Here is a 20,856-nt window from a genome sequence, read left to right as displayed (position 1 = left end):
GAGTGTTTGGTCGCACTCTCATTTTACTCACTTGGACTCAGGCTTTTTCATTGACTGCCATTTATGGGACAGCAGTGGCCGGTTGGCCCCTTTTTATTCAATACCCATCGCGTATTTCATTACCTTTTGTTTGATGGGCCCTGAGCGGTCAGCCAAAGTCAGAGCTGCTGAACGAAGAAACTTGATCGGTGCAGGAGTCAGTCGAGAAGTACGGGCAAACATCTCCATCGTATTCATCATTAAAGCGTTCGCTTTACGGCGCTCCTGCTCATAAACCGCAAGCGTTACACCGCCCATCAACTCTTCAGGGTTCAGTGCCTTGAGCGCGTCAGAAAGGCTCACCACGTCAGCAAAGCCGAGATTGACTCCCTGTCCCGCAAGAGGGTGAATACTGTGCGCAGCATCTCCCACCAAGACCACACCAGGCTTGACGTAGCTTCTCGCATGTTGGCGCCTTAATGGAAAAGAAGAGACGTCGTCAATATTGGTAATCTCGCCCAGATCCTGCGGAAAATGATGGTAGAGTTCAGCCAGCAGGTCTTTTTTATCCAGTGCTTTTAGCCGCGCGACTTCCTCCGGCCGGTGATACCAGACAATAGAAGCATGATTACCCGCAAGCGGCAGGAAGGCTTCGGGCCCTGTCGGCCTGAAACGCTGCCAGGTAATGTCCTGCTGTTCATACGCTGTGGTGACATTCACCACCAGGACGTGGGTTGGATAGTCCCAGCCAGTAGTACTAATTGATGCTGCTTGTCGGACCAGTGAGTTAGCGCCTTCTGCACCGACAAGCAATTGAGCCTCGATCTTCTCTCCTGAAGCCAGCTCAACCAGGGACTTGCCTGGTACATAAGTAATTCTTTTAACAACGGCCGGGCTTCGAACTTCAACATTGCTTAGTTGCTCCAGTCGCTCCCATAAGGAAAGCTGAATAAGGCGGTTCTCCACGATATGACCAAGATGGGTCTGCTGAATTTCCGCCGCATCGAACAACGTCCCCTGTTGCCCTTCCTGCTCCCAAACACGCATCCGACGATAGATGCAGCTTCGCTTGCTAAGAACCCCCTCCCAGGCACCCACTGACTGGAGCAGCTTTTCCGATGCGCGACTAATCGCAGAAACTCGTAAGTCAAAATCCTGAGAGGCGTCATAAGCCTTGGGCACATGCTGCTCGAGAAGAAGCACTTTGTACTGTGAATCACCCAGAGATGCCGTCAGCGCTGCACCGACCATCCCTCCACCAACGATAACAATGTCGGCCTGAGTCACTTTTTCGGCATCACTTGACGTCAAATTCATGAGATTCTCCGTAAATAAAGCTGCATTCTTGGAACATCAATTTGGCAATTGCACACCCAGCGCGTGCAGTATACCTTTTGAAGATGTGCTCATGTTCATGAATTGTAAGGCTTTTAACCTTGTGACCGATCAAGATAGCGGCAAATTACTTGCCGAATCTCGGGTGAGCAGCTTCAGATCAACTGTGCTAACTTCAACCTATCAGTCAATTTAATCAGGTAGTGACAATGGCAACACAAGAGGAAGCGGGTAAAGCTCGCACGAATGATGATCCATTGCTGCAATGGGCAACCTTCAACCTGGATCAGGAAAGTTACGCTGTCGACGTTATGCAGGTCAAAGAAGTACTGACCTATGCCGCGACTGAAATTGCGCCCGTACCGGGATCTGCCTATTTCATTAAAGGCATCCTCAACCTCCGTGGCAACGTCATCACGGTCGTCGACACTCGCGTTTTGTTTGGGCTTCCTGTGATTGAACCAACGGGGAACACCCGCATTGTGGTCATGGAGTTTCAGGATCAGGTCGTGGGCATGATCGTCGATGCGGTTGCCGAAGTTATCTACCTTCGCCAGTCACAAATTGAGCGAACACCCAATGTTGGCACTGAAGAAAGCGCCAAGTTCATTCAAGGTGTCAGCTATCATAATGATGAACTCATCATCCTGTTGGATCTCAATCGCATCATTCAAGAGAACGAGCATGCCAAGGAGCAGTTAGCCGCCTCTGCGATGGATCTCTGAGACTCACCTCAGCTAAAAACACCTCTAAGATTAAAACAGCCAGCATCTGCTTGAGACTGGCTGTTTTCCCTTATTGAATATCCAGCAACTTTCCTGTCGTTTTCCACACATTTATCGATCCTTTTTACGTTTTTCCCTACCAAACAAGCCTCTCAACACAAGATCAGCGCGACACAAAAAAGTGGTTGAATTCATTAGAAAAGTCGGGCTATTGTGAAATCACCAATCACGTAGTAGCAGCCACTTTCACTGCTTTTTGAACTACTTGCGGGAGTGTCAGACTATTTTGAAAATACGTCATGAGCTTCACTTTGTTCGGGTCGATGTTGGCCACCACGCTGCCAAAAATTCTATATCCCGAGCCCCTCACCCAAATGCTGACCTCCTGTCAGCAACCCAAATCTTTTGTAATGCCAGAAACCCTATTCACGTCCAGGCAATAGCAGGCTTAAGGAGCCATATAACTCTGCTTGATAGCTCAACAGGCTTTACTCACGTAAGGAGAGCAGCTTCAGAACATGTGCTCATATGTACTGATATATCCGATAGGAGCCTCAAGTACTCCGACACTCAACCCGGGGGTAACTGACCCCTTCCCTTGTCGAAGGAAAGTCTCAATGACGACTGACAGCCAGCGCTAAATTCGAGGCACTGGTTATCGCAAACAAGGAGATCAAGACTATGGCAGCATCACGTCTTTACGTACTGGACACCAACGTACTCCTGCACGACCCACACTGTCTCTATCATTTTGAGGAGCAGGATATCTGCATCCCCATGACCGTTCTTGAAGAGCTGGATAACATCAAGGATCGTCAAAAAATGATTGCCAAGGAGGCTCGGGCTGCGATTCATGCGATCGATGACATCGTTCGTGACGCCAAAGTCGGCCAAATCACAAAAGGGATTCCGATTCCTTCTGCCAGCGGCAAAATGAAACTCGGTAAGTTGATGGTTTTCCCGGATCATGAGCTCGCATTCCGTAAGGGCTATTTGCCTAACGGCAATGAAATTCATGACAACTCCATTATTAATTGCGCGCTGCATTTACAGACAACACTTTCCAATCTCGAAGTCGTTCTTGTCACCAAAGACATCAACATGCGCCTTAAGGCTTATGGCGCAGGACTGAATATTGTTGAGGATTACCGGAAAGACCAGCTGATTACCGATATCAGCATGCTACCTGAAGGCCATCGCCGTATTGAGGGCGATTTCTGGACCACCGTAGAGAATGTGCAAACCCAGCGCAGCGGCCATGAGGTTTATCACAAGGTATCGCCGGATCTGCTGCCTAGCGTGTACATGAACGAATACATCTACGATGACCATGACTTTGCAGCCCGCGTAGTCAGTATTGAAGAGGATGCAATCACCTTACTGGATCTGAATCGCGAAAAGCTGATGACACACAGCTGTTGGGGGGTATCACCACTGAATCTGGCTCAGGCGTTTGCCATGCACTCCATTCTCGATCCCAGTTTGGACATGTGCATCATCAATGGTGCCGCAGGTTCAGGCAAAACACTGGTTGCTCTCGCCTGCAGTCTGGAAATGGTGATTGAGCAAAAACGCTTCAACAAGATCGTCGTCACCCGAAGTACTCCGCCTGTAGCGGAGGATATTGGCTTCTTGCCGGGCACGGAAGAGGAGAAAATGACCCCTTGGCTCAGCGCGATTCACGACAACCTTGAGGCAATGCATGAAGGTGATGATCAACCGCAGAGCAGCGTTCGCTATGCGATAGAAAAAGGTAACATCCAATTCAAGTCGCTTAACTTCATTCGTGGCCGTAGCATTCAGGATGCTATCGTTCTCATTGATGAAGCCCAGAACCTGACACCCTCTCAGCTCAAAACCATTCTTACCCGCTGCGGCAAAGGCAGCAAACTCGTGGTACTGGGCAACCTTGCTCAGATTGACAGTAATTATCTGACGGCGGTTACCTCTGGCTTAACGTACGTGGTTGAACGCTTCAAGCCCTTTATTGGTTCAGCCAATATTCATCTCAATGGCGTAGTCCGTAGTCGACTCGCTGAATATGCTGAAGAAAATCTCTAGTATATAGCGAACAAAAAGGAGCGCTCAGGCGCTCCTTTTTACTGATTTATCAACCTACTTAGCAGTATTGCGCTTCTTCTCTTCCTGCCAGGCATGAAAATAGGCATCCGCCTGAGCCTCAAGCTTTGCGTAACGTTGCTCAGCCTGCTCTTTCGCCTGCCGCTCAATGGCCAATAACCTTTCTGTCGCCAATTGATGCTGAGCCTCTGAGCGCTCAAGCTCTTTTATCCGTGCCTGTGAAGCAATAAGCTCACGTTCTTGCTGGTGAGCACGCTGCTGCTCTGTCGCAAGCTCACTCAACACAGACTCAAGCCGCTCACTCGCTAGAGATAGACGCTGCTGCAAAGAGGCAACTTCACTCTTACTTATAGCCAGCTCATCATCCATCCTGGAGCGCCGCTCCTGATAGCTCACCTCAAGAGCCTTTCCCTGCTCTCTTAATTCATCACGCGCATAGAAGACAGCATCCTGCCAGATCTGACTAAGGCTCTTTGCGACAGGATCAGGAACCTTGGGTAATGCAGGCTCTTTAAGCCTTTGGCTCAAATCCACCCACCATTGATTCAGGCCTTTATTAATCGTCGTGAGGCTTCCTCTACCCAAAATATCTCTCACGCGCTGCTGCGTTGGACGCTCCCCCTGGCCAAGAAGGTCATCAGCAATTTTTTTAACCTGCTCAATTGTTGAATCAGACATTCCAGCCACCACAATACGTAATGAATATTTTTAGTACATTATCAATTGTAAATATTTAGGCAAGTTTCTTTTAAGAAGCATCGGACGAAATAGGCTACCGGGAGTTAATACTGAAATTGCTTAACAAGCTGCCGAGCATGAACACTTGGCAGCCTGAAGAAAAAATGAATGGGAGGGGTTACTGCGCTTTAGAGAAAAGACGGTGAAAGTTATCCGTCGTTATATGGGCAATCTTTTCAAGGGGCATTTGACGCAAGTCAGCCAGACATTGAGCCACCTCGTATACAAACTTAGGCTCGTTTTCTTTGCCTCGGTAAGGGACAGGAGCCAGATAAGGCGAGTCTGTCTCGACAAGAATACGCTCCAGAGGCACTTTTCTCGCAACCTCTCGCAAGGTCTCTGCATTTCGAAATGTCAGAATGCCTGAGAAAGAGATGTAATAACCAAGATCAATGGCTTTGGATGCCATTTCCCAATTTTCTGTGAAGCAATGAAGTACACCTGCTGTTTCGGTACTTCCATACTGTCGAATCAGTGCCAGCGTATCCTCTTGCGCTTCACGGGTATGCACAATGACAGGTAACCCCAACTCTTTTCCTTGAGTCAGTTGAAAAGCAAATAGCTCTTGCTGAGTTTTCTGCTGCGCCAATTCCTTGGCATAAAAATAATCGAGCCCGGTTTCGCCAATCGCTACAACTTTCGGATGCTGAGCCTTCGCTGCAAATTGAGTGGTAACCGGCAGCCCTACTACAGGATGCAGAGGATGAATCCCTAGGGATGCGTATACATCTTCATGCTCATCAGCATAGGCAATAACGTCAGGAAAGGTTTCCAGATCCACGCTGATACAAAGAAACTTCTCCACTCCGCGCGCTCTGGCGGCCTGTAGTCTTTCGGTGACACTCTCAGTGTCAGACTTCAACATATTTAAATGACAGTGAGAGTCGACGATACCCATGAAAACCCTGAAATCGATTAAAAAGTAAGAAAGGAGTTACATTGTGAAGGTCGGCGTATCTGATTCCTGAGTACCGGCCAGAATAGTCTCCAGCTTGCGCACTGCAGCTTCATCCTGAGGATTTACCTGGATTCCCACGCCGGCAGGCCGGTTATTCTGGCCACCAGGAGGAGTAATCCAGATCACCTTGCCAGAGACAGGTACTTTTTCCTCTTCACCCATAATGGTGAGAACCGCAAAGACCTCATCACCTAACTGATAGTTACGTTGCGTAGGAATAAACAGGCCTCCACGCTCAATAAAAGGCATATAGCACTGATAGAGCATGGTTTTGGTTTCATAGGTACAGTTCAGAATCCCGTGAGCCATGAAAGCATCCTAACGATGTGTGCGTTCAGCCGATCTGAACAGCTTGATCCATTCAATTAATAGCGATTCGAGCGCCAAGTTCACATTAAGCGTTATCGCACCGGTCAACTGCTTCCTCAGTTGCTGAACTCGCAGCTGGAAAGCTAACCATGGTGTCAGCATCCGGTCTGACACTGCACGCTGCTGTAAGTCATTGAGCTCACAGGACTGATCCCCAGCGCATACTTTGATGACTTTACCACACCAATCCGACCACCAGGCAAGTATCAAGACCGGATCACTGCCCTTCCATCCTTCAGCGACTTCTGTTAACGCTTTTTGACTGGACAAAATGGCACCAAGATCTTCTTGCCAGGATCGCCATAGCCCAAGCTTATCACTCGCCCTATACTCAAGTGCGGTCAAGGGAGCCCCACCAGACATAACCAGAAGCTCATGAGCTACCGCTGCATCCACATCCGCAGCCTGCAACCACGCCAATGAGTCTTTAATATCTGGAGCCTTAAGGATTAGTTGCTGACAGCGACTACGAATAGTGGGCATCAACTGTGAAGGCTGAGAAGTAATAAGCAGAAATAAGGACTTCCCGGAAGGCTCCTCCAGGCTTTTTAGCAAGGCGTTAGCAGCCTGAACATTCAATCGTTCAGCCTGCGTCACTACCACAACTTTACCGTTGGCCTGCTGGGCAGTTTCGTTAATAAAATGAGACACCTGCCTGATAGCATCCACTTTAATAACATTAGCCGCACCTTCCGGTAACAGTGTTAACTTATCAGGGTGAGTTTGGTGTGAAATCAGCTGACAGCTTTTGCAAACTCCGCATGGCTCTATGGAAGGCGATGAACATACAAACCCCTTAGCCAGATAATCTGCGAAAACTTGCTTGCCGATCCCTTCTGGTCCAGTGAGCAGTAAAGCGTGCGGTAACCTGTTAGAGGATGCTCGCTGCACCAACTCACTCCAGCTGTTCAGCTGCCAGGGAAAAAGCTCAGCCATGCAAACGTCCTAATGCCAGCATCGCTGCTGCTTTCACACTCTCTTCATCGGCCGCTGCCTCAATGCGGGCAAAACGCTCAGGGTTAGCATCGAATCGTTTTTGAAAAGCTGATCGGGCACGCTCAAAAAAGCTGATCGTTTCTTGTTCTATACGATCAGCAGCACTCCGACGAGATGCTCGCCCCAGACCTATCGAGGGTTCAATATCCAGCCATAGCGTCAGATCGGGGGAGAACCCTTTCTGTACCAGCATTTCCAGATCTTCAATCGACTGCCACGACAAACCACGCCCACCGCCCTGATAAGCAAAAGTGCTATCAGTGAAACGGTCGCACAGCACCCAGGCTCCGCGAGCCAGCGCAGGTTTGATAAGCTGATTCATATGCTGCGCCCTGGCAGCAAAAACCATCAAAAGCTCAGCATCTGCATCCACCGACTCATCCCTGGGAGTTAACAGCAGCGCCCTTAGCTCCTCAGCCAGCGGCGTGCCTCCCGGCTCCCGAGTAAGCACTACATCGTACCCTTGAGCTAAAAGCCCGTCTCGCAAGTGCCGAATAACGGTCGTTTTACCTGCCCCCTCCGTCCCTTCCAGAGTAATAAACTTACCTGGAATCATTGACGCTTCTCCTTGAGAACCTTGAGATAGTCACGGACTGCCTGATTATGCTCATTCAGTGATTTAGAAAACTTATGGCCGCCGTTACCGGTCGCAACGAAATATAAAGCATCACCCGCAGCAGGATGCAGCGCTGCATGAATAGCGGCTTCCCCAGGCATTGCAATAGGCGTTGGAGGAAGACCGCTGATCATGTAAGTGTTGTAAGGGGTCATGGTTTGAAGATCACGCCGGGTAATATTGCCGTCATAGCCATCTCCAATACCATATATCACGGTAGGATCAGTCTGCAGGCGCATATTCTTTTCCAGTCGACGCACAAAGACACCAGCAATCTCGTCACGCTCAGAAGGTATACCGGTCTCCTTCTCAACGATGGAGGCCATAATCAGCGCTTCATATGAGTTTTTGTAGGGAAGCTTATCAGCGCGGCCATCCCACTCTTTCTGCAAGACTGACTTCATGCGCTCATAGGCCTGAGTCAGGATATCGGCATCCGTCATACTGGAGTGGTAAACATAAGTATCCGGGAAGAATCGGCCTTCCGGATGCTGCCCCTCATGACCCAGACGCTGCATAATTGCGGCTGAGGACATATTAGCCAGCTCGGATGAAAGTTTGGATTGCGCATGAAGGGTGGCAAGAAACTGCTTAAAGGTCTGGCCTTCCACTAACGTTACCCGATACTCAACCACATCACCCTTGCGCATGTGCTCAAGCAACTCAAGAGGCGTCATCCCCTTGGTTATACGGTACTCGCCAGCCTTGATTGAGCCACCAATGTGCTCAACGCGATTATAGACAAGCAATAGCTTGCCGAATTCCATCCAGCCATTCGATTCGAGATCACGCGCAACCGTATTCAATGAACTCCCTGGACGGAGACTATAGAGCTGCTCTTCACCCTCAATAGTGAGAGGACTATTGAGTTGCTTCACACCCCATTGCCAGCCATAAGCAACGGCTATAACCACAATAATTCCCAGCAAAAGCAAGCGCATTAACCAACGCATGAAAGCACTGACCTCTCATATAACCTGTGAAGCTCAACACCTGTAGCTGTCGAACTGAAAGAAGACATTTCAAATTCTGCCACAGGCACAATGCCCATAGCTGCATTACAAATTAGGATTTCGTCTGCTTGAAAAAGCTCATCCAACGACAACTGGCAGATATTCACCTGCATACCAAGACAGGATGCATTTTCAATGATCCAGCGCCGCCGGGTACCATCAATGCCTGCAAGTTCCAGCTTGGGAGTCTTTAAGCAGCCATTTTTCACAATAAATAAATTGCTCATTGTGCCTGAAACTACATTCTGCGAAATATCGCACACAACACCCTCAAAGATGGAATTATCTGACCATTCAGAACGCGCCAATACCTGTTCAAGACGGTTAAGGTGCTTCAGACCAGCAGTAAGAGGATTATGACCAAAACGCGTCTGACACAGGCGTAAAGAAACACCTTTTGCCCGCTGTTCTTCTGAGAGCGAGGTATAGGAATGCCAGGAAAGTACGCGTGTGGGAGTAAGAGAAGGGTCTGCACGGTAGCCTCGGCCACCCGCTCCACGGGTAATCAAAAGCTTTATCAGTCCATTGGCAGATGAGGACTGCAAGGAGAGAAGTTGATGCAGCTCCGATTCAAGGAGACTAAGCAGAACTTCTATTGAAGAAAAACCCAGCCTTAAAAAGCCTCGTGCAAGCCTATCAGAATGATAGCTCCACAAAAGAACATGGCCATCGACAACGCGCAACGTTTCAAAAAGGCCATCACCATAGGCAAGCCCGCGATCAGTAGCTTCTACTACCGTGGCGGGCAGCCCATTAACGAGACTGGATACCGTCATTACACCTTGCGAAAGACGAGTGTACCGTTGGTGCCACCAAAACCGAAAGAATTGGAGACAGTAACGTTCAACTCAGCCTGACGTGCTTCGTGCGGCACATAATCAAGGTCACAACCTTCGGATGGGTTATCAAGGTTGATGGTTGGAGGGATCACCTGATCTCGCAACGCCAAAACACAAAATAGCGCTTCAACCGCTCCTGCAGCTCCCAGCAAATGACCAATCATGGACTTTGTTGAGCTAACAGTAAGTTTGTATGCATGATCACCAAAGACCTGCTTCACAGCATTCGATTCAGCCTTATCACCGGCAGGAGTGGAAGTGCCATGCGCATTGATGTAATCCACCTCATTGCCATTAAGACCAGCATCTTTTAGTGCCGCTTTCATGGATTGAGCAGCGCCAGCACCGTCCTCGGGAGGTGAGGTCATGTGGTAAGCATCATCGCTCATACCAAAGCCGATAAGCTCTGCATAGATTTTGGCACCGCGAGCTTTAGCGTGCTCATATTCTTCAAGCACAAGCACTCCCGCACCGTCACTCAGCACAAAGCCATCACGATCAGCATCCCAAGGACGACTGGCCGCATGCGGATCATCGTTACGTGTTGACAGAGCTCGTGCCGCAGCAAAGCCACCAAGGCCAAGAGGCGTAGTTGCCATTTCAGCGCCACCCGCCAGCATAACATCGGCATCGCCATAGCTGATCATTCGCGCAGCTACACCAATGTTATGGGTTCCCGTGGTACAGGCGGTAGTAATCGCGATATTTGGCCCTTTAAAGCCATAGCGAATACCCAGATTCCCGGAAATCATATTGATGATGGAACCAGGCACAAAGAAAGGTGAAATACGGCGAGGACCTGAACCTAACAGCATATCGTAGTTCTTTTCGATCATCGGCAGTCCGCCAATGCCAGAACCAATAGCCACACCAACACGCTCAAGATCCAAGCCATCGGACATCAGGCTGGCATCTTCAATAGCCTGCTGGGCAGCAGCGACGCCGTATTGGATAAATAAATCCATCTTTTTGACGTCTTTTTTATCCATGTACAGCGACGCGTCAAAATCTTTTACGCATCCGCCAAAGCGTGTACTGAATGCTGAGGTATCAAAGTGTTCAATCGGGCCAATACCACTCTTTGCGGCCAGAATGTTGCTCCAGGTCTCAGTCACGGTATTACCCAACGGGGTAAGCATGCCCAATCCTGTGACCACCACTCGTCTCCGAGCCATCCAATAATCCTCCAGGTTAAGAAAAGAAAAGCCGCCCTATTGTTAACAATAGAAGCGGCTTTCCGAGAAACCGATCAGATCAATGCTTACTGATGAGCTTTGATGTAGTCGATTGCTGCCTGAACAGTAGAAATTTTTTCAGCTTCTTCGTCAGGGATTTCAGTCTCAAATTCTTCTTCCAGAGCCATAACCAGCTCTACAGTGTCCAGAGAGTCTGCACCCAGGTCATCAACAAAAGAAGATTCAAGAGTGATCTCTTCTTCTTTAACACCAAGCTGCTCAGCAACGATCTTTTTTACGCGCTCTTCAATAGTGCTCATAACGTATCCTATTTGCTCAACACAACCCACATGAAAACATGTGGATGGCTATTTTAGGTAAACCCACGTCCATTGCCAAGCTTGGCAGGAGAGGCGCCTGTTTAACAACAAGGTGCCACATTCAACTGCGGCACATTATCAATAATTTAACGCAGATTACAAGGATTGATGCGATTTGCATCAACCCATGTACATACCACCATTTACCTGAAGAGTTTCGCCTGTCATGTAGGCGGCACCTTCACTGGCCAGGAAGCCAACAACGGAAGCAATTTCTTCTGGCTGACCAAGACGCGCCATTGGAATTTGCCCCTTCAGGGTTTCCTTGTGCTCTTCCGGGAGACCACTGGTCATATCAGTATCGATAAAACCAGGAGCGACAGCATTCACAGTAATATTACGTGATGCTACCTCACGAGCCAAAGCCCGACTAAAACCCTCTACGCCCGCTTTCGCTGCTGCGTAGTTTGCCTGACCTGCATTACCCATGGATCCAACCACAGAACTGATGCTGATAATACGACCCCAGCGAGCTTTGGTCATACCGCGCAGTACTGCTTTAGACAGGCGGAAGATCGCACTAAGATTGGTCGCGATAACGTCATTCCACTCATCATCTTTCATGCGCATGAGGATGTTATCGCGAGTGATACCGGCATTATTCACAAGGATCTGAATCGCACCAAAGTCAGCGGTAATGGCTGCAAGCACAGCATCGACGCTGTCAGCATCCGCCACATTCAGTACCAAACCTTTACCTTGCACTCCCGCTTCCGCGAGATAAGCACTAATACTTTCAGCACCTTTTTCAGAAGTCGCCGTACCTACGACAACAACACCCTGACGGCCCAGCTCAAGCGCAATAGCCTTACCAATTCCGCGTGTAGCACCAGTAACCAGTGCCACTTTTCCTTCAATACTCATTGTTATATCGCTTCCGATTTTCATTAGGCCAGCGCTGCTGCGAACGATGATGGATCGTTGATCGCAGCCACATTCAGAGTTTTAACAATACGCTTATTGAGGCCAGACAGAACCTTACCAGGGCCGCATTCAAGCATAGTCTCGACACCCTGAGCAACCATGAACTCTACAGAACGCGTCCACAGAACCGGACTATAAAGCTGACTCAGCAATTGCGAACGCATTTCATCAGCATCTTTAGCAATAGCTGCAGACACGTTCTGGACTACTTTGCATTCAGGCACAGAAAGACTGATCATTTTCATAACATCAGCCAGCTTTTCAGCCGCAGGCTTCATCAACGCACAATGCGAAGGAACACTGACCGATAAAGGCAGAGCACGTTTGGCACCCGCTTCCTTACAAAGAATCATCGCACGTTCAACCGCTTGCGCTTCTCCAGCAATAACAAGCTGCCCTGGCGAATTGTAGTTTACAGGGGATACCACCTGCCCTTCCGCAGCTTTAATACAAGCAGCCTCAACCAGTTCATCAGCCAGCCCGATAATAGCCGCCATAGCGCCTGCGCCAGCTGGAACCGCTTCCTGCATTAGCTCACCGCGCGTACGAACAAGGCGAACACCATCAGCAAAATCCATTGCACCTGAACACACTAACGCAGTGTATTCACCAAGACTGTGACCCGCCATAAACTCTGGACTTGCACCACCTTGCGATTGCCATAAGCGCCACAATGCAACACCCGAGGCCAGTAGTAACGGCTGCGTGTTATGAGTTTGATTAAGCGCCTCTTCCGGGCCATTCTGAGACATTGCCCAGAGGTCTTCACCGATCGCTTCGGATGCTTCCGCAAAGGTATCCTTGATCAGCGGGTAAGTATCCGCCAGTTCACTCAACATTCCCAAATGTTGGGATCCCTGTCCTGGAAATACAAACGCCAGCTTAGAATCCATGCATCTTCTCTCTTTTTTATTGCTCGTCAAAAGGGGTAACTCTGTCTGATTCAACTAAAGCTGCCTGCAGTTTTTCAGGCAGTTTTAGTTGAGTCAGTCTAGCAGCATAACTCAGCGCGTTAAAAAACGCTGTATCGGAGGCAGCTCCGTGACTCTTAACAACATTCCCCTTCAACCCAGCGAATATGGCCCCGTTATAAATAGCCGGCTCAAACCTTTTTCCCCATTGCTTAAGCGCTGGCATAAGCAATGCCGCCAATGCCTTGGTGTACCAACGCGAGGCAAGATGATCACGAAGAGAGTCCACTATCAACTGAGCCACGCCTTCTCCGGTTTTCAGCGCCACATTACCGACAAAACCATTACATACAACCACGTCATAGTCGCCGGAGAACATGGAATCGCCCTCCACAAAACCGCAATATTCGAGATTGTTCTGCAAAGATATCCACTGCGACGCCTTTTGCAAAGATTGCCCGCCCTTACCCGCCTCTTCGCCGACATTAAGCAGAGCGATCTTCGGTAACCCTTGCAAACCTCTGGCTTTGGCAATAGCGGCTCCCATCACAGCATATTGGCAAAGATGCTTGGGACTGGCGTCCAGATTCGCGCCAAGATCAAGCAGCATGCACTGCCCTTTGCGCGTCGGTATTGTGGTTGTAATGGCTGGCCGATCCACTGCATGAAGACGATCAAGTACCATGCAGCCCATCGCCATCAGTGCACCGGTATTACCAGCACTAACAACAGCATCAGCCCTGCCTGAAGCCACTTGCTTAAGCGCAAGAGCCATTGAAGATGATTCCCGCTTTGTTCTAATCGCTACCGATGGCTTATCAGCCATGGCGACATCATTCGAGGAGACAACAACTTCAATGCGAGCGGAGAGTTCAGGCTCTGCAACAAGATAGTCAGAAATAACAGACTCATTGCCACAAAGAATGAATCGGGAGTCAGGGTATTGGGAGGAAAAGCGAGATACAGCAGGAAGGGTAACGCGGGGACCGAAGTCCCCGCCCATCACATCAACTGCAATGGTTGAGCGCAGCGGCAAGATTAGTCTTCAGACTTGCTTGCTACTACTTGACGACCGCGATAGAAACCGTCAGCGGATACGTGATGACGCAGGTGAGTTTCACCTGTAGTTGCGTCGATGCTCAGAGCAGGCGCGCTCAGGGCATCATGAGAACGACGCATACCACGCTTAGAACGGGTTTTACGGTTCTGTTGTACTGCCATGACTAAGAAGCTCCTAAGTCTATTTCTTCAGTTTTAACTGTGCTAACACATCAAATGGATTGGACGCTGGCCTGTCGTCCAATATGGGTTCGTCCGGATCACTGAACTCTGTCTGCACCGTGCAGTCCTCATGGACAGGCACTATGGGCAGACTGATGATCAGCTCATCTTCTAGCACCGGCAGTATTTCTGCCGTTTCCTCACTTACAATCATCGGATCGTAATGAGAGGGCAGATTTTCAGCTGCCTCTTCATGCCAGACAATCCCAAGGGAACACGAGGTTTCCACCGTCAGCTCAACCGGTGTCAGACAACGCTGACAGGTCATTTTGACGCTTGCAGAGAGATCGCACTTCATATAGCGAATGCGTTCTTCATCCACGCCAAATTCAACTGACGCCTTTACCTGACCTTCCGAGTCCTGCAGAGCCCCGGTCAGACGAGTAAATTGAGACAGCGGAAGCTCTCCGGTCCAGGAGCTTCCTTTTTCAGCCCACTTACGTGGGTTAATTCTTGCCGGAAATGCTTGATTCGACATAAGCGCGCAATGATATTCACCAGAATGGGTGGTGTCAAAATACATTTTACCCAATTAACGCCATTGTAAACCAATGCTATTTTCAATTATTGCCGCTTTTTTATATAAAACCGCAGATATTCACTCATTACATCCTCCAGGTTTTATTCATGCAACCTATCGTTTTGGCTTCCACCAGCCCTTATCGCAAAGCTCTGCTTGAGAAGCTGTGCATTCCTTTTACAACAGCATCTCCCTCAACTGACGAGACCCCCCTTGCGGGTGAACAGTCTCAAGCGTTGGCTGAACGCCTTTCATTGCTCAAGGCAGATAGCCTTCGCTCACAGTTTGCAGATGCCCTGATCATTGGATCAGATCAGGTCGTCGCTTTTGAAGGTGAAAATCTGGGAAAGCCCGGCTCTTTTGAAAATGCCTTTGCCCAGCTGCGTCGCTTTTCCGGTAAACAGGTAGATTTTTACACAGGTCTCACGGTACTTGATGCCAGAAGCAACAAAAGCCAAACCATTATTGAGCCCTTCAGCGTTCAGTTTCGAGTGCTAAGTGATGAGCAAATATCTCGCTACTTAAACACAGAAAAGCCTTATGACTGTGCAGGAAGTTTTAAGTGCGAGGGGCTAGGCATCTGTCTATTCGAACGCATGATCGGTGACGACCCCAACACGCTGATTGGCCTTCCCCTGATTCGGCTCACCACACTGCTAGGCAATACGGGTATACAACTCCCCATAGCGTGAGTAGACACCAAGAAAAGAAGCTGGCCAAGGCCAGCTTATGATAGTGAAGGCAGTCAGTTCCGAAACTAGCGAATGGAAGGACCTGTAAATCCCATCTGTTGCGCAATTGTCTCTCCAACACTCACACCAAGCCGCTCCGTCAGACGGTCAAATGGGCTTCTCGATGGCTCATAGGTTTTCAATAGCGGTACACCAACAACATCCCTTGCCACAGTTCGAGCACTACCTAACGCATCGACCAGCCCAAGCTGTTGCGCCTGCTCACCCGTCCATACCATCCCGGTAAACATGTCTGGATTTTGCTTCAACCGGTCGCCACGCCCTTCTTTGACCTTGCTAATAAATTGTTGATGGGTGATATCCAGCATTTGCTGCCACTTCACCTCGACCTCAGAAGAGCGAGGACTGAACGGATCCATCAGATCCTTGTATTTCCCGGAAGTCATCGTGCGTCGCTCGACTCCCAGCTTGTCCATCAAATCAACAAAACCAAAGCTGGAAGAAATCACCCCGATAGAGCCCACGATACTGGCTTTATCTGCATAGATTTCGTCTGCCGCAGCTGCAGCGTAATAACCACCAGATGCACCAATATCTTCGATCACTGCATAACATTTCTTATCCGGGTGGAGCTGCTGCAGACGCTTGATCTCATCATAGATATAACCGGCCTGCACAGGGCTACCGCCTGGGCTGTTGATTTGTAAAATGATCGCCTTGGCCGCCGGGTTTTCATAAGCCCGATCAAGAGAGGAGATAATCGCATCAGCACCTGCAGGTTTATCATCGGCGATAACACCTTTCATATTAATCAGCGCAACGTGAGGAGAGTCGGGCTCATCATCTTCCAGCACAGGTGCTCCCCACCACAAAAAGAGCAATACCAGCGCATAGGCAAGTGCTATGAACTTAAAAAAGATGCCCCAGCGACGTGCCCGACGCTGCTCTTTAAACTGAGACATCACCACTTTTTCGATGAGCCGCCAGTTTCTTGCTTCAAATGCTGCCTTGACCTTAGCCTCATCAGCAGAGTTCACCTGCAAATGTTCGGGTTCATTACTCAGTGAAGACTCAGGCTTCTCATCCCGGGACTCCGGTCCCCAATTATTTCCACTCACACGAACTCCTTACCCGTTATCAACCAGTCGCTAAGCTCTCGCAGGCTGTGAATCATTTTCACAGGATTAGCACTTTGAAGTCTTTCGAGCGGATGCACACCATAACTCACACCCACCGCATCCATTCCGGCAAGCTCTGCCATCTGAAGATCAAATGAGGTATCGCCCACCATCAATGCCCTTTCGGGTGCGACTCCAAGCTCCCCCAGGATTTCATTCAACATACGTGGATCAGGCTTGGAAGTGGTTTCATCCGCGCAGCGTGAGCTTTCAAAAAAACAGCGCCAGCCCGTTTTATCAAAACCACGATTGAGACCCCGCCGAGATTTTCCCGTCGCCACCGCCAGCCGGTAACCCCGTTCACGCAGCAAACCCAAGGTTTCCTCTGCATGAGCAAAGAGGACAGCAGGCTGCTGATCCAACTCAAAGAAATGATGGCTGTAGAATGTTTTGATGGACTGATGCAACACAGCATCAGCATCCGGAAAGAGCGCCTCAATGACTTCAGGCAAACCTAACCCTATATAGGGATAAACAGCTTCCAGCGACGGAACAGGCTGGCCTGCATCTTTTGCTGCGCGCTGCATGGAGAGCCCAATCCGCTCCTTGGAATCCACCAATGTGCCGTCCCAGTCGAAGATTATCAGCTCATACATCATTCATTTTCTGCCTCTGTGGCGGGAAATATTTAGCCCAGCTGAGTATCTAAAAACCTACTCACCACCGACCTTATGCGAATTCATTGCCCGGCCGATATGCCGTGGTTTCTGGTAAGGCAAGGAATGATCAGTACCGGGGACTTCATGGTAATGGAGATCATCCCGTTGGTGTGCCAGCCGCTGATAATGCTGATGCAGCGCGTCAACGCTCTTGCCGCCCGCCATCAGCAGCACATCGTTTAGCGACGCAATCAGCTCATCCCGGTCAAGCTGATGAGCAGCATGGGTGACGGCATCCAGAGCATTCGCAAAACCATAGGGCCGCTCTCCTAAACGTTGCATCGTTACTGCCTCAATTTGAGGTGCCCGACTGCGCTGAGGTGAAATCGTGTCCAGAAACAACCGAATACCTTCCTCAGGAGAGGACGCCTCTCGAATGTACGCTGCCGCCCGGGAAAACTGTCGCCGGACTTCTTTTACATCCTCAAGATTCTGGCGATCAAGCAGCGCCGGCTCCAGAAGGAACATTTTCCCCACACGCGACGGGTGACGATTTTTGAGCAGCATCGCCACCAGACCACCAAAGGAATAGCCCGCAAGGTCAAACTGCCACCAACCCAGCTGATCAACCAAAGCCAGCACATCGCCCATCACATCGATAACTGAAAACGCCTCTTCATCACCGCTCAAGTTGACGGTATCGCCCATGCCACGAAGATCGGGCACCAAAATCTCACCCCAATGCTCCAGATGCTCAATGATGGCATCCCAGGTCAACTCGCCAGCAACACCCGCTCCATGCAGCAGCAAAAGCTTTGCCGAAGGGGCAATATCATCGCGACTATAAAGACGATAAGTGACTTTGACGTCTGGCAGCGCCAGAGAGCGAACTTTCACCGAAAAACGAGAAGAAGGGGCCATAACGATTACTACGGGACCGTATCAGAAAATGAGCTAAAAGCGGGTTCAGAAAACGCTCTAGCCTACACCTTTCACCTGACGCTGGGTAGAATGCGCGCGATGACATAAAGGAGTAACCGTCGTGCATTGCGAAGAGATCCCCTACCTTTCTGGCCCTCAAGCCTTCGAAATAGTCTCGGATTTACCTCATCCAATCCTGCTGGATAGCAATGCGCCGAAAAGCTATCAGGGTCGCTTCGATATCGTTGCTGCCGCCCCTTCTCAGTGGCTGAGTTATGACAAGACTCAGCTTCAGCTAACCCGTCACGACGATTCAGAAACACTGAACTCCAGCACCTCCCCCTTCGAAGTCATGCAAGCCATGCTGGACAGCCTTGATCCCGTTGAGAATACCAGCCTTCCCTTTACTGGCGGTCTGATGGGTTATTGGAGCTATGATCTTGGTCGCCTTCTTGAATCACGCACAGCCTCATGCGTCGATGACATTCACCTGCCCTGGCTGGGAGTGGGCCTCTATCACTGGGCAATCATCAGTGATGGCATTGAAGAAAAATGCTGGCTGGTGTGTCACCCCAGCGTGTCCACCGATGAAGTCACAGCGCTTCAGACCCGACTCACAACCGCAACAGTTAAGTCACGGGAGATGCGAGGTGCATTCCGGCTCACCACCACGTGGCAAGCCAATATGACTCGTGAGTCCTACGGCACAGCGTTTCGCCGAATCAAGGAATACATCAAGGCGGGCGATTGCTATCAGGTGAATCTTGCGCAGCGCTTTGATGCAGGCTTCACGGGCAGTCCATGGCAAGCCTACTTGCAGCTACGCCAGCATGCGCCGACACCTTTTGCTGCTTTTATCCCCACAGAGCAAGGCGCCATTCTGAGCCTATCTCCTGAACGTTTTCTGCAGACGCAGGAGAATCAGGTTGAGACCAAACCTATTAAGGGCACACGCCCTCGCGGCAAGACTCCGGAAGAAGACGAGCAACTACGAATTGAGCTGCGTCAAAGTGAGAAGGACTGCGCAGAGAATCTGATGATTGTTGATCTGCTCCGCAATGACCTGGGACGCACCTGCTTACCCGGTAGCATCAGCGTTCCCAAGCTCTTCGATATTGAAAGCTACCCTAACGTGCACCACATGGTCAGCACAGTGACAGGCTCGCTGGGTTCAGAGGCTGATCGTCTACCGCTGTTTGAACATGCTTTCCCTGGTGGCTCGATTACGGGGGCACCCAAAATTCGGGCCATGGAAATTATCGAAGAACTTGAACCTCACTGCCGAAGCCTTTACTGCGGCAGCATTGGCTATATCAGTAGCAATGGTCGCATGGACAGCAGCATCACTATCCGCACCTTGATCCTGCAGCATGACCGGCTTTACTGCTGGGCAGGTGGCGGAATCGTCGATGATTCTGATGAAGAGTCTGAATATCAGGAAACCCTGAGCAAAATAGGTAACCTACTCAAAGCTTTCGCCTTACCGGAACCCCATTAAATTTCGACACCCGGATAGCAAAACAGCGCCTAATCAGGCGCTGTTTTTTTGCAGAAGAATCAATGATCTAGTGAACAGGCAACTCGACGTTTGCAAACAATTCATCAATCTCTGCACGACTGCCACACTCCAGCGCTCGCTGCACCTTATCTTTCGTAAGATGCGGGGCAAACTGCTCAAGAAAATCGTACATATAGCCGCGAAGGAAAGTACCTTTACGAAAGCCAATCTTGGTCTGACTGGGTTCAAAAAGGTGGCTTGCATCCAGCGCGACCAGATCCGTGTCTTCTTCAAGGACTGCCATAGACGCAATAATGCCCACCCCCAGATTAAGGCGAACGTAAGTCTTGATGACATCCGCATCCACAGCGGTAAAGACTACTCGGGGCGTTAATCCACGCGTCCCAAATGCATCATCCAGCTTGGAGCGCCCGGTGAATCCGAATACATAAGTGACGATGGGATATTTGGCGACATCTTCAAGCGTCAATTTGGAGACAGACGCCAGTGGATGATCCTTTGGTACGACCACCGAACGGTTCCAGGTATAGCAAGGCATCATGATGAGATCAGAGAAATGCTCCATCGCCTCGGTAGCGATAGCAAAATCGACGATGCCATCCGCCGCTTCCTCCGCGATCTGCATTGGCGTGCCCTGATGCATGTGCAGGCTGACATCAGGATACTTGCCCATGAACTTCTGTATCACTTTAGGCAAAGCATATCTTGCCTGGGTGTGGGTCGTGGCAATGGAAAGACTTCCTTTGCGCTCATTGGAAAACTCCTGAGCGACCTGCTTGATACTTTCTACGCGGCGAAGAATCTCCCCTGCCATGTCGAGAATACTCTGACCTGCCGGTGTGACATGAGTCAGGTGCTTGCCGCTTCGGGAGAAAATCTCGACTCCCAGCTCATCTTCCAATAGCCGGATCTGCTTACTGATCCCCGGCTGCGAGGTATACAGGCTCTGGGCCGTTGCAGATACATTAAGATCGTGCTTGGCCACTTCCCAGATGTAGCGTAATTGCTGGAGTTTCATTGCTCCTCCCGAACCGAACCTGATATGAGCGTCGAGGAATATAAGATAAAGTTATAAAAGAAACCATCTTAATTCACTAAATCTAGATAAC

Annotated in this window: 23 protein-coding genes; 4 read left to right on the top strand and 19 right to left on the bottom strand. The window is 49.8% G+C overall.

All coding sequences use genetic code 11. The features are described from left to right. Positions 1 to 93 precede the first annotated feature (93 nt). Positions 94 to 1,296 (bottom strand): FAD-dependent monooxygenase, encoded by a 1,203-nt coding sequence (locus tag ACKC9G_RS17650; protein WP_411407857.1) that lies wholly within the window; start codon positions 1,294 to 1,296, stop codon positions 94 to 96. Between the two features lie 227 nt (positions 1,297 to 1,523). On the opposite strand from ACKC9G_RS17650, the gene ACKC9G_RS17645 reads away from it, so the two are divergent. Then, positions 1,524 to 2,039: a chemotaxis protein CheW gene (locus tag ACKC9G_RS17645; protein WP_411407855.1), complete on the top strand. Its 516-nt coding sequence runs from the start codon at positions 1,524 to 1,526 to the stop codon at positions 2,037 to 2,039. Between the two features lie 681 nt (positions 2,040 to 2,720). Beyond that, positions 2,721 to 4,100: a PhoH family protein gene (locus ACKC9G_RS17640; RefSeq protein WP_411407853.1), complete on the top strand. Its 1,380-nt coding sequence runs from the start codon at positions 2,721 to 2,723 to the stop codon at positions 4,098 to 4,100. A 54-nt stretch (positions 4,101 to 4,154) separates the two neighbouring features. Here ACKC9G_RS17640 and ACKC9G_RS17635 read toward each other — a convergent pair whose 3' ends face one another. The 14 genes from ACKC9G_RS17635 to ACKC9G_RS17570 all read right to left on the bottom strand — a co-directional run bounded on the left by ACKC9G_RS17635 (position 4,155) and on the right by ACKC9G_RS17570 (position 14,841). Further along, positions 4,155 to 4,796: a DNA-binding protein gene (locus tag ACKC9G_RS17635; protein ID WP_411407851.1), complete on the bottom strand. Its 642-nt coding sequence runs from the start codon at positions 4,794 to 4,796 to the stop codon at positions 4,155 to 4,157. A gap of 178 nt (positions 4,797 to 4,974) precedes the next feature. Continuing rightward, on the bottom strand, positions 4,975 to 5,754 hold the full coding sequence (locus tag ACKC9G_RS17630) for a TatD family hydrolase (protein WP_411407849.1): 780 nt from the start codon (positions 5,752 to 5,754) through the stop codon (positions 4,975 to 4,977). A gap of 36 nt (positions 5,755 to 5,790) precedes the next feature. Next, the gene (locus ACKC9G_RS17625; protein ID WP_411407847.1) at positions 5,791 to 6,123 is read right to left on the bottom strand and encodes a PilZ domain-containing protein; all 333 of its coding nucleotides are present in this window, start codon (positions 6,121 to 6,123) and stop codon (positions 5,791 to 5,793) included. Positions 6,124 to 6,132: 9 nt separating this feature from the next. Then, positions 6,133 to 7,119: a DNA polymerase III subunit delta' gene (locus ACKC9G_RS17620; RefSeq protein WP_411407843.1), complete on the bottom strand. Its 987-nt coding sequence runs from the start codon at positions 7,117 to 7,119 to the stop codon at positions 6,133 to 6,135. After that, positions 7,112 to 7,732, bottom strand: a complete 621-nt coding sequence (gene tmk / locus ACKC9G_RS17615; protein ID WP_411407863.1) for a dTMP kinase — start codon at positions 7,730 to 7,732, stop codon at positions 7,112 to 7,114. The genes ACKC9G_RS17620 and tmk overlap by 8 nt, the downstream gene beginning before the upstream one ends. Then, on the bottom strand, positions 7,732 to 8,748 hold the full coding sequence (gene mltG / locus ACKC9G_RS17610; protein WP_411407841.1) for an endolytic transglycosylase MltG: 1,017 nt from the start codon (positions 8,746 to 8,748) through the stop codon (positions 7,732 to 7,734). Before mltG ends, tmk begins: the two co-directional genes overlap by 1 nt. Beyond that, entirely contained in the window at positions 8,736 to 9,584 is an 849-nt protein-coding gene (gene pabC / locus ACKC9G_RS17605; RefSeq protein WP_411407839.1) for an aminodeoxychorismate lyase, read from the bottom strand. The genes mltG and pabC overlap by 13 nt, the downstream gene beginning before the upstream one ends. Then, complete coding sequence (gene fabF, locus ACKC9G_RS17600; protein ID WP_411407837.1) at positions 9,584 to 10,822, bottom strand: beta-ketoacyl-ACP synthase II; 1,239 nt, start codon at positions 10,820 to 10,822, stop codon at positions 9,584 to 9,586. Before fabF ends, pabC begins: the two co-directional genes overlap by 1 nt. Positions 10,823 to 10,908: 86 nt before the next feature. Beyond that, positions 10,909 to 11,142 carry an acyl carrier protein gene (acpP, locus tag ACKC9G_RS17595; RefSeq protein WP_411407835.1) on the bottom strand — a complete coding sequence of 78 codons (234 nt, stop codon included), beginning with the start codon at positions 11,140 to 11,142 and terminating at the stop codon, positions 10,909 to 10,911. Between the two features lie 180 nt (positions 11,143 to 11,322). Continuing rightward, positions 11,323 to 12,066, bottom strand: coding sequence for a 3-oxoacyl-ACP reductase FabG (gene fabG, locus ACKC9G_RS17590; RefSeq protein ID WP_411407833.1), 744 nt, complete (start codon positions 12,064 to 12,066; stop codon positions 11,323 to 11,325). Between the two features lie 23 nt (positions 12,067 to 12,089). After that, positions 12,090 to 13,019: an ACP S-malonyltransferase gene (fabD, locus tag ACKC9G_RS17585; RefSeq protein WP_411407831.1), complete on the bottom strand. Its 930-nt coding sequence runs from the start codon at positions 13,017 to 13,019 to the stop codon at positions 12,090 to 12,092. A 16-nt stretch (positions 13,020 to 13,035) separates the two neighbouring features. Then, the gene (gene plsX / locus ACKC9G_RS17580) at positions 13,036 to 14,073 is read right to left on the bottom strand and encodes a phosphate acyltransferase PlsX (protein WP_411407829.1); all 1,038 of its coding nucleotides are present in this window, start codon (positions 14,071 to 14,073) and stop codon (positions 13,036 to 13,038) included. 2 nt (positions 14,074 to 14,075) lie between these two features. Further along, positions 14,076 to 14,258 (bottom strand): 50S ribosomal protein L32, encoded by a 183-nt coding sequence (gene rpmF / locus ACKC9G_RS17575; protein WP_411407827.1) that lies wholly within the window; start codon positions 14,256 to 14,258, stop codon positions 14,076 to 14,078. A 19-nt stretch (positions 14,259 to 14,277) separates the two neighbouring features. After that, complete coding sequence (locus ACKC9G_RS17570) at positions 14,278 to 14,841, bottom strand: YceD family protein (protein ID WP_411407861.1); 564 nt, start codon at positions 14,839 to 14,841, stop codon at positions 14,278 to 14,280. A 104-nt stretch (positions 14,842 to 14,945) separates the two neighbouring features. On the opposite strand from ACKC9G_RS17570, the gene ACKC9G_RS17565 reads away from it, so the two are divergent. After that, positions 14,946 to 15,530, top strand: coding sequence for a Maf family protein (locus ACKC9G_RS17565; protein WP_411407825.1), 585 nt, complete (start codon positions 14,946 to 14,948; stop codon positions 15,528 to 15,530). A 65-nt stretch (positions 15,531 to 15,595) separates the two neighbouring features. Here the strand turns inward: ACKC9G_RS17565 and sppA are convergent, their stop codons facing one another. The 3 genes from sppA to ACKC9G_RS17550 all read right to left on the bottom strand — a co-directional run bounded on the left by sppA (position 15,596) and on the right by ACKC9G_RS17550 (position 18,228). Next, positions 15,596 to 16,567, bottom strand: coding sequence for a signal peptide peptidase SppA (gene sppA, locus ACKC9G_RS17560; RefSeq protein WP_411407823.1), 972 nt, complete (start codon positions 16,565 to 16,567; stop codon positions 15,596 to 15,598). Between the two features lie 77 nt (positions 16,568 to 16,644). Beyond that, the gene (locus ACKC9G_RS17555) at positions 16,645 to 17,304 is read right to left on the bottom strand and encodes an HAD-IA family hydrolase (RefSeq protein WP_411407821.1); all 660 of its coding nucleotides are present in this window, start codon (positions 17,302 to 17,304) and stop codon (positions 16,645 to 16,647) included. Positions 17,305 to 17,361: 57 nt separating this feature from the next. Then, positions 17,362 to 18,228 (bottom strand): alpha/beta fold hydrolase, encoded by an 867-nt coding sequence (locus tag ACKC9G_RS17550; protein WP_411407819.1) that lies wholly within the window; start codon positions 18,226 to 18,228, stop codon positions 17,362 to 17,364. 121 nt (positions 18,229 to 18,349) lie between these two features. Between ACKC9G_RS17550 and pabB the strand changes: the two genes are divergently transcribed. Further along, positions 18,350 to 19,726 (top strand): aminodeoxychorismate synthase component I, encoded by a 1,377-nt coding sequence (gene pabB / locus ACKC9G_RS17545; protein WP_411407817.1) that lies wholly within the window; start codon positions 18,350 to 18,352, stop codon positions 19,724 to 19,726. A gap of 67 nt (positions 19,727 to 19,793) precedes the next feature. Here pabB and cysB read toward each other — a convergent pair whose 3' ends face one another. After that, entirely contained in the window at positions 19,794 to 20,765 is a 972-nt protein-coding gene (cysB, locus tag ACKC9G_RS17540; RefSeq protein WP_411407815.1) for an HTH-type transcriptional regulator CysB, read from the bottom strand. Between the last annotated feature and the right edge of the window lie 91 nt (positions 20,766 to 20,856).

This window comes from Pokkaliibacter sp. CJK22405, assembly GCF_046614695.1.
Taxonomy (GTDB): Bacteria; Pseudomonadota; Gammaproteobacteria; order Pseudomonadales; family Balneatricaceae; genus Pokkaliibacter.
The sequence above is the reverse complement of the archived record's forward strand: the minus strand, read 5'-3'. Positions and strand labels throughout refer to the sequence as shown.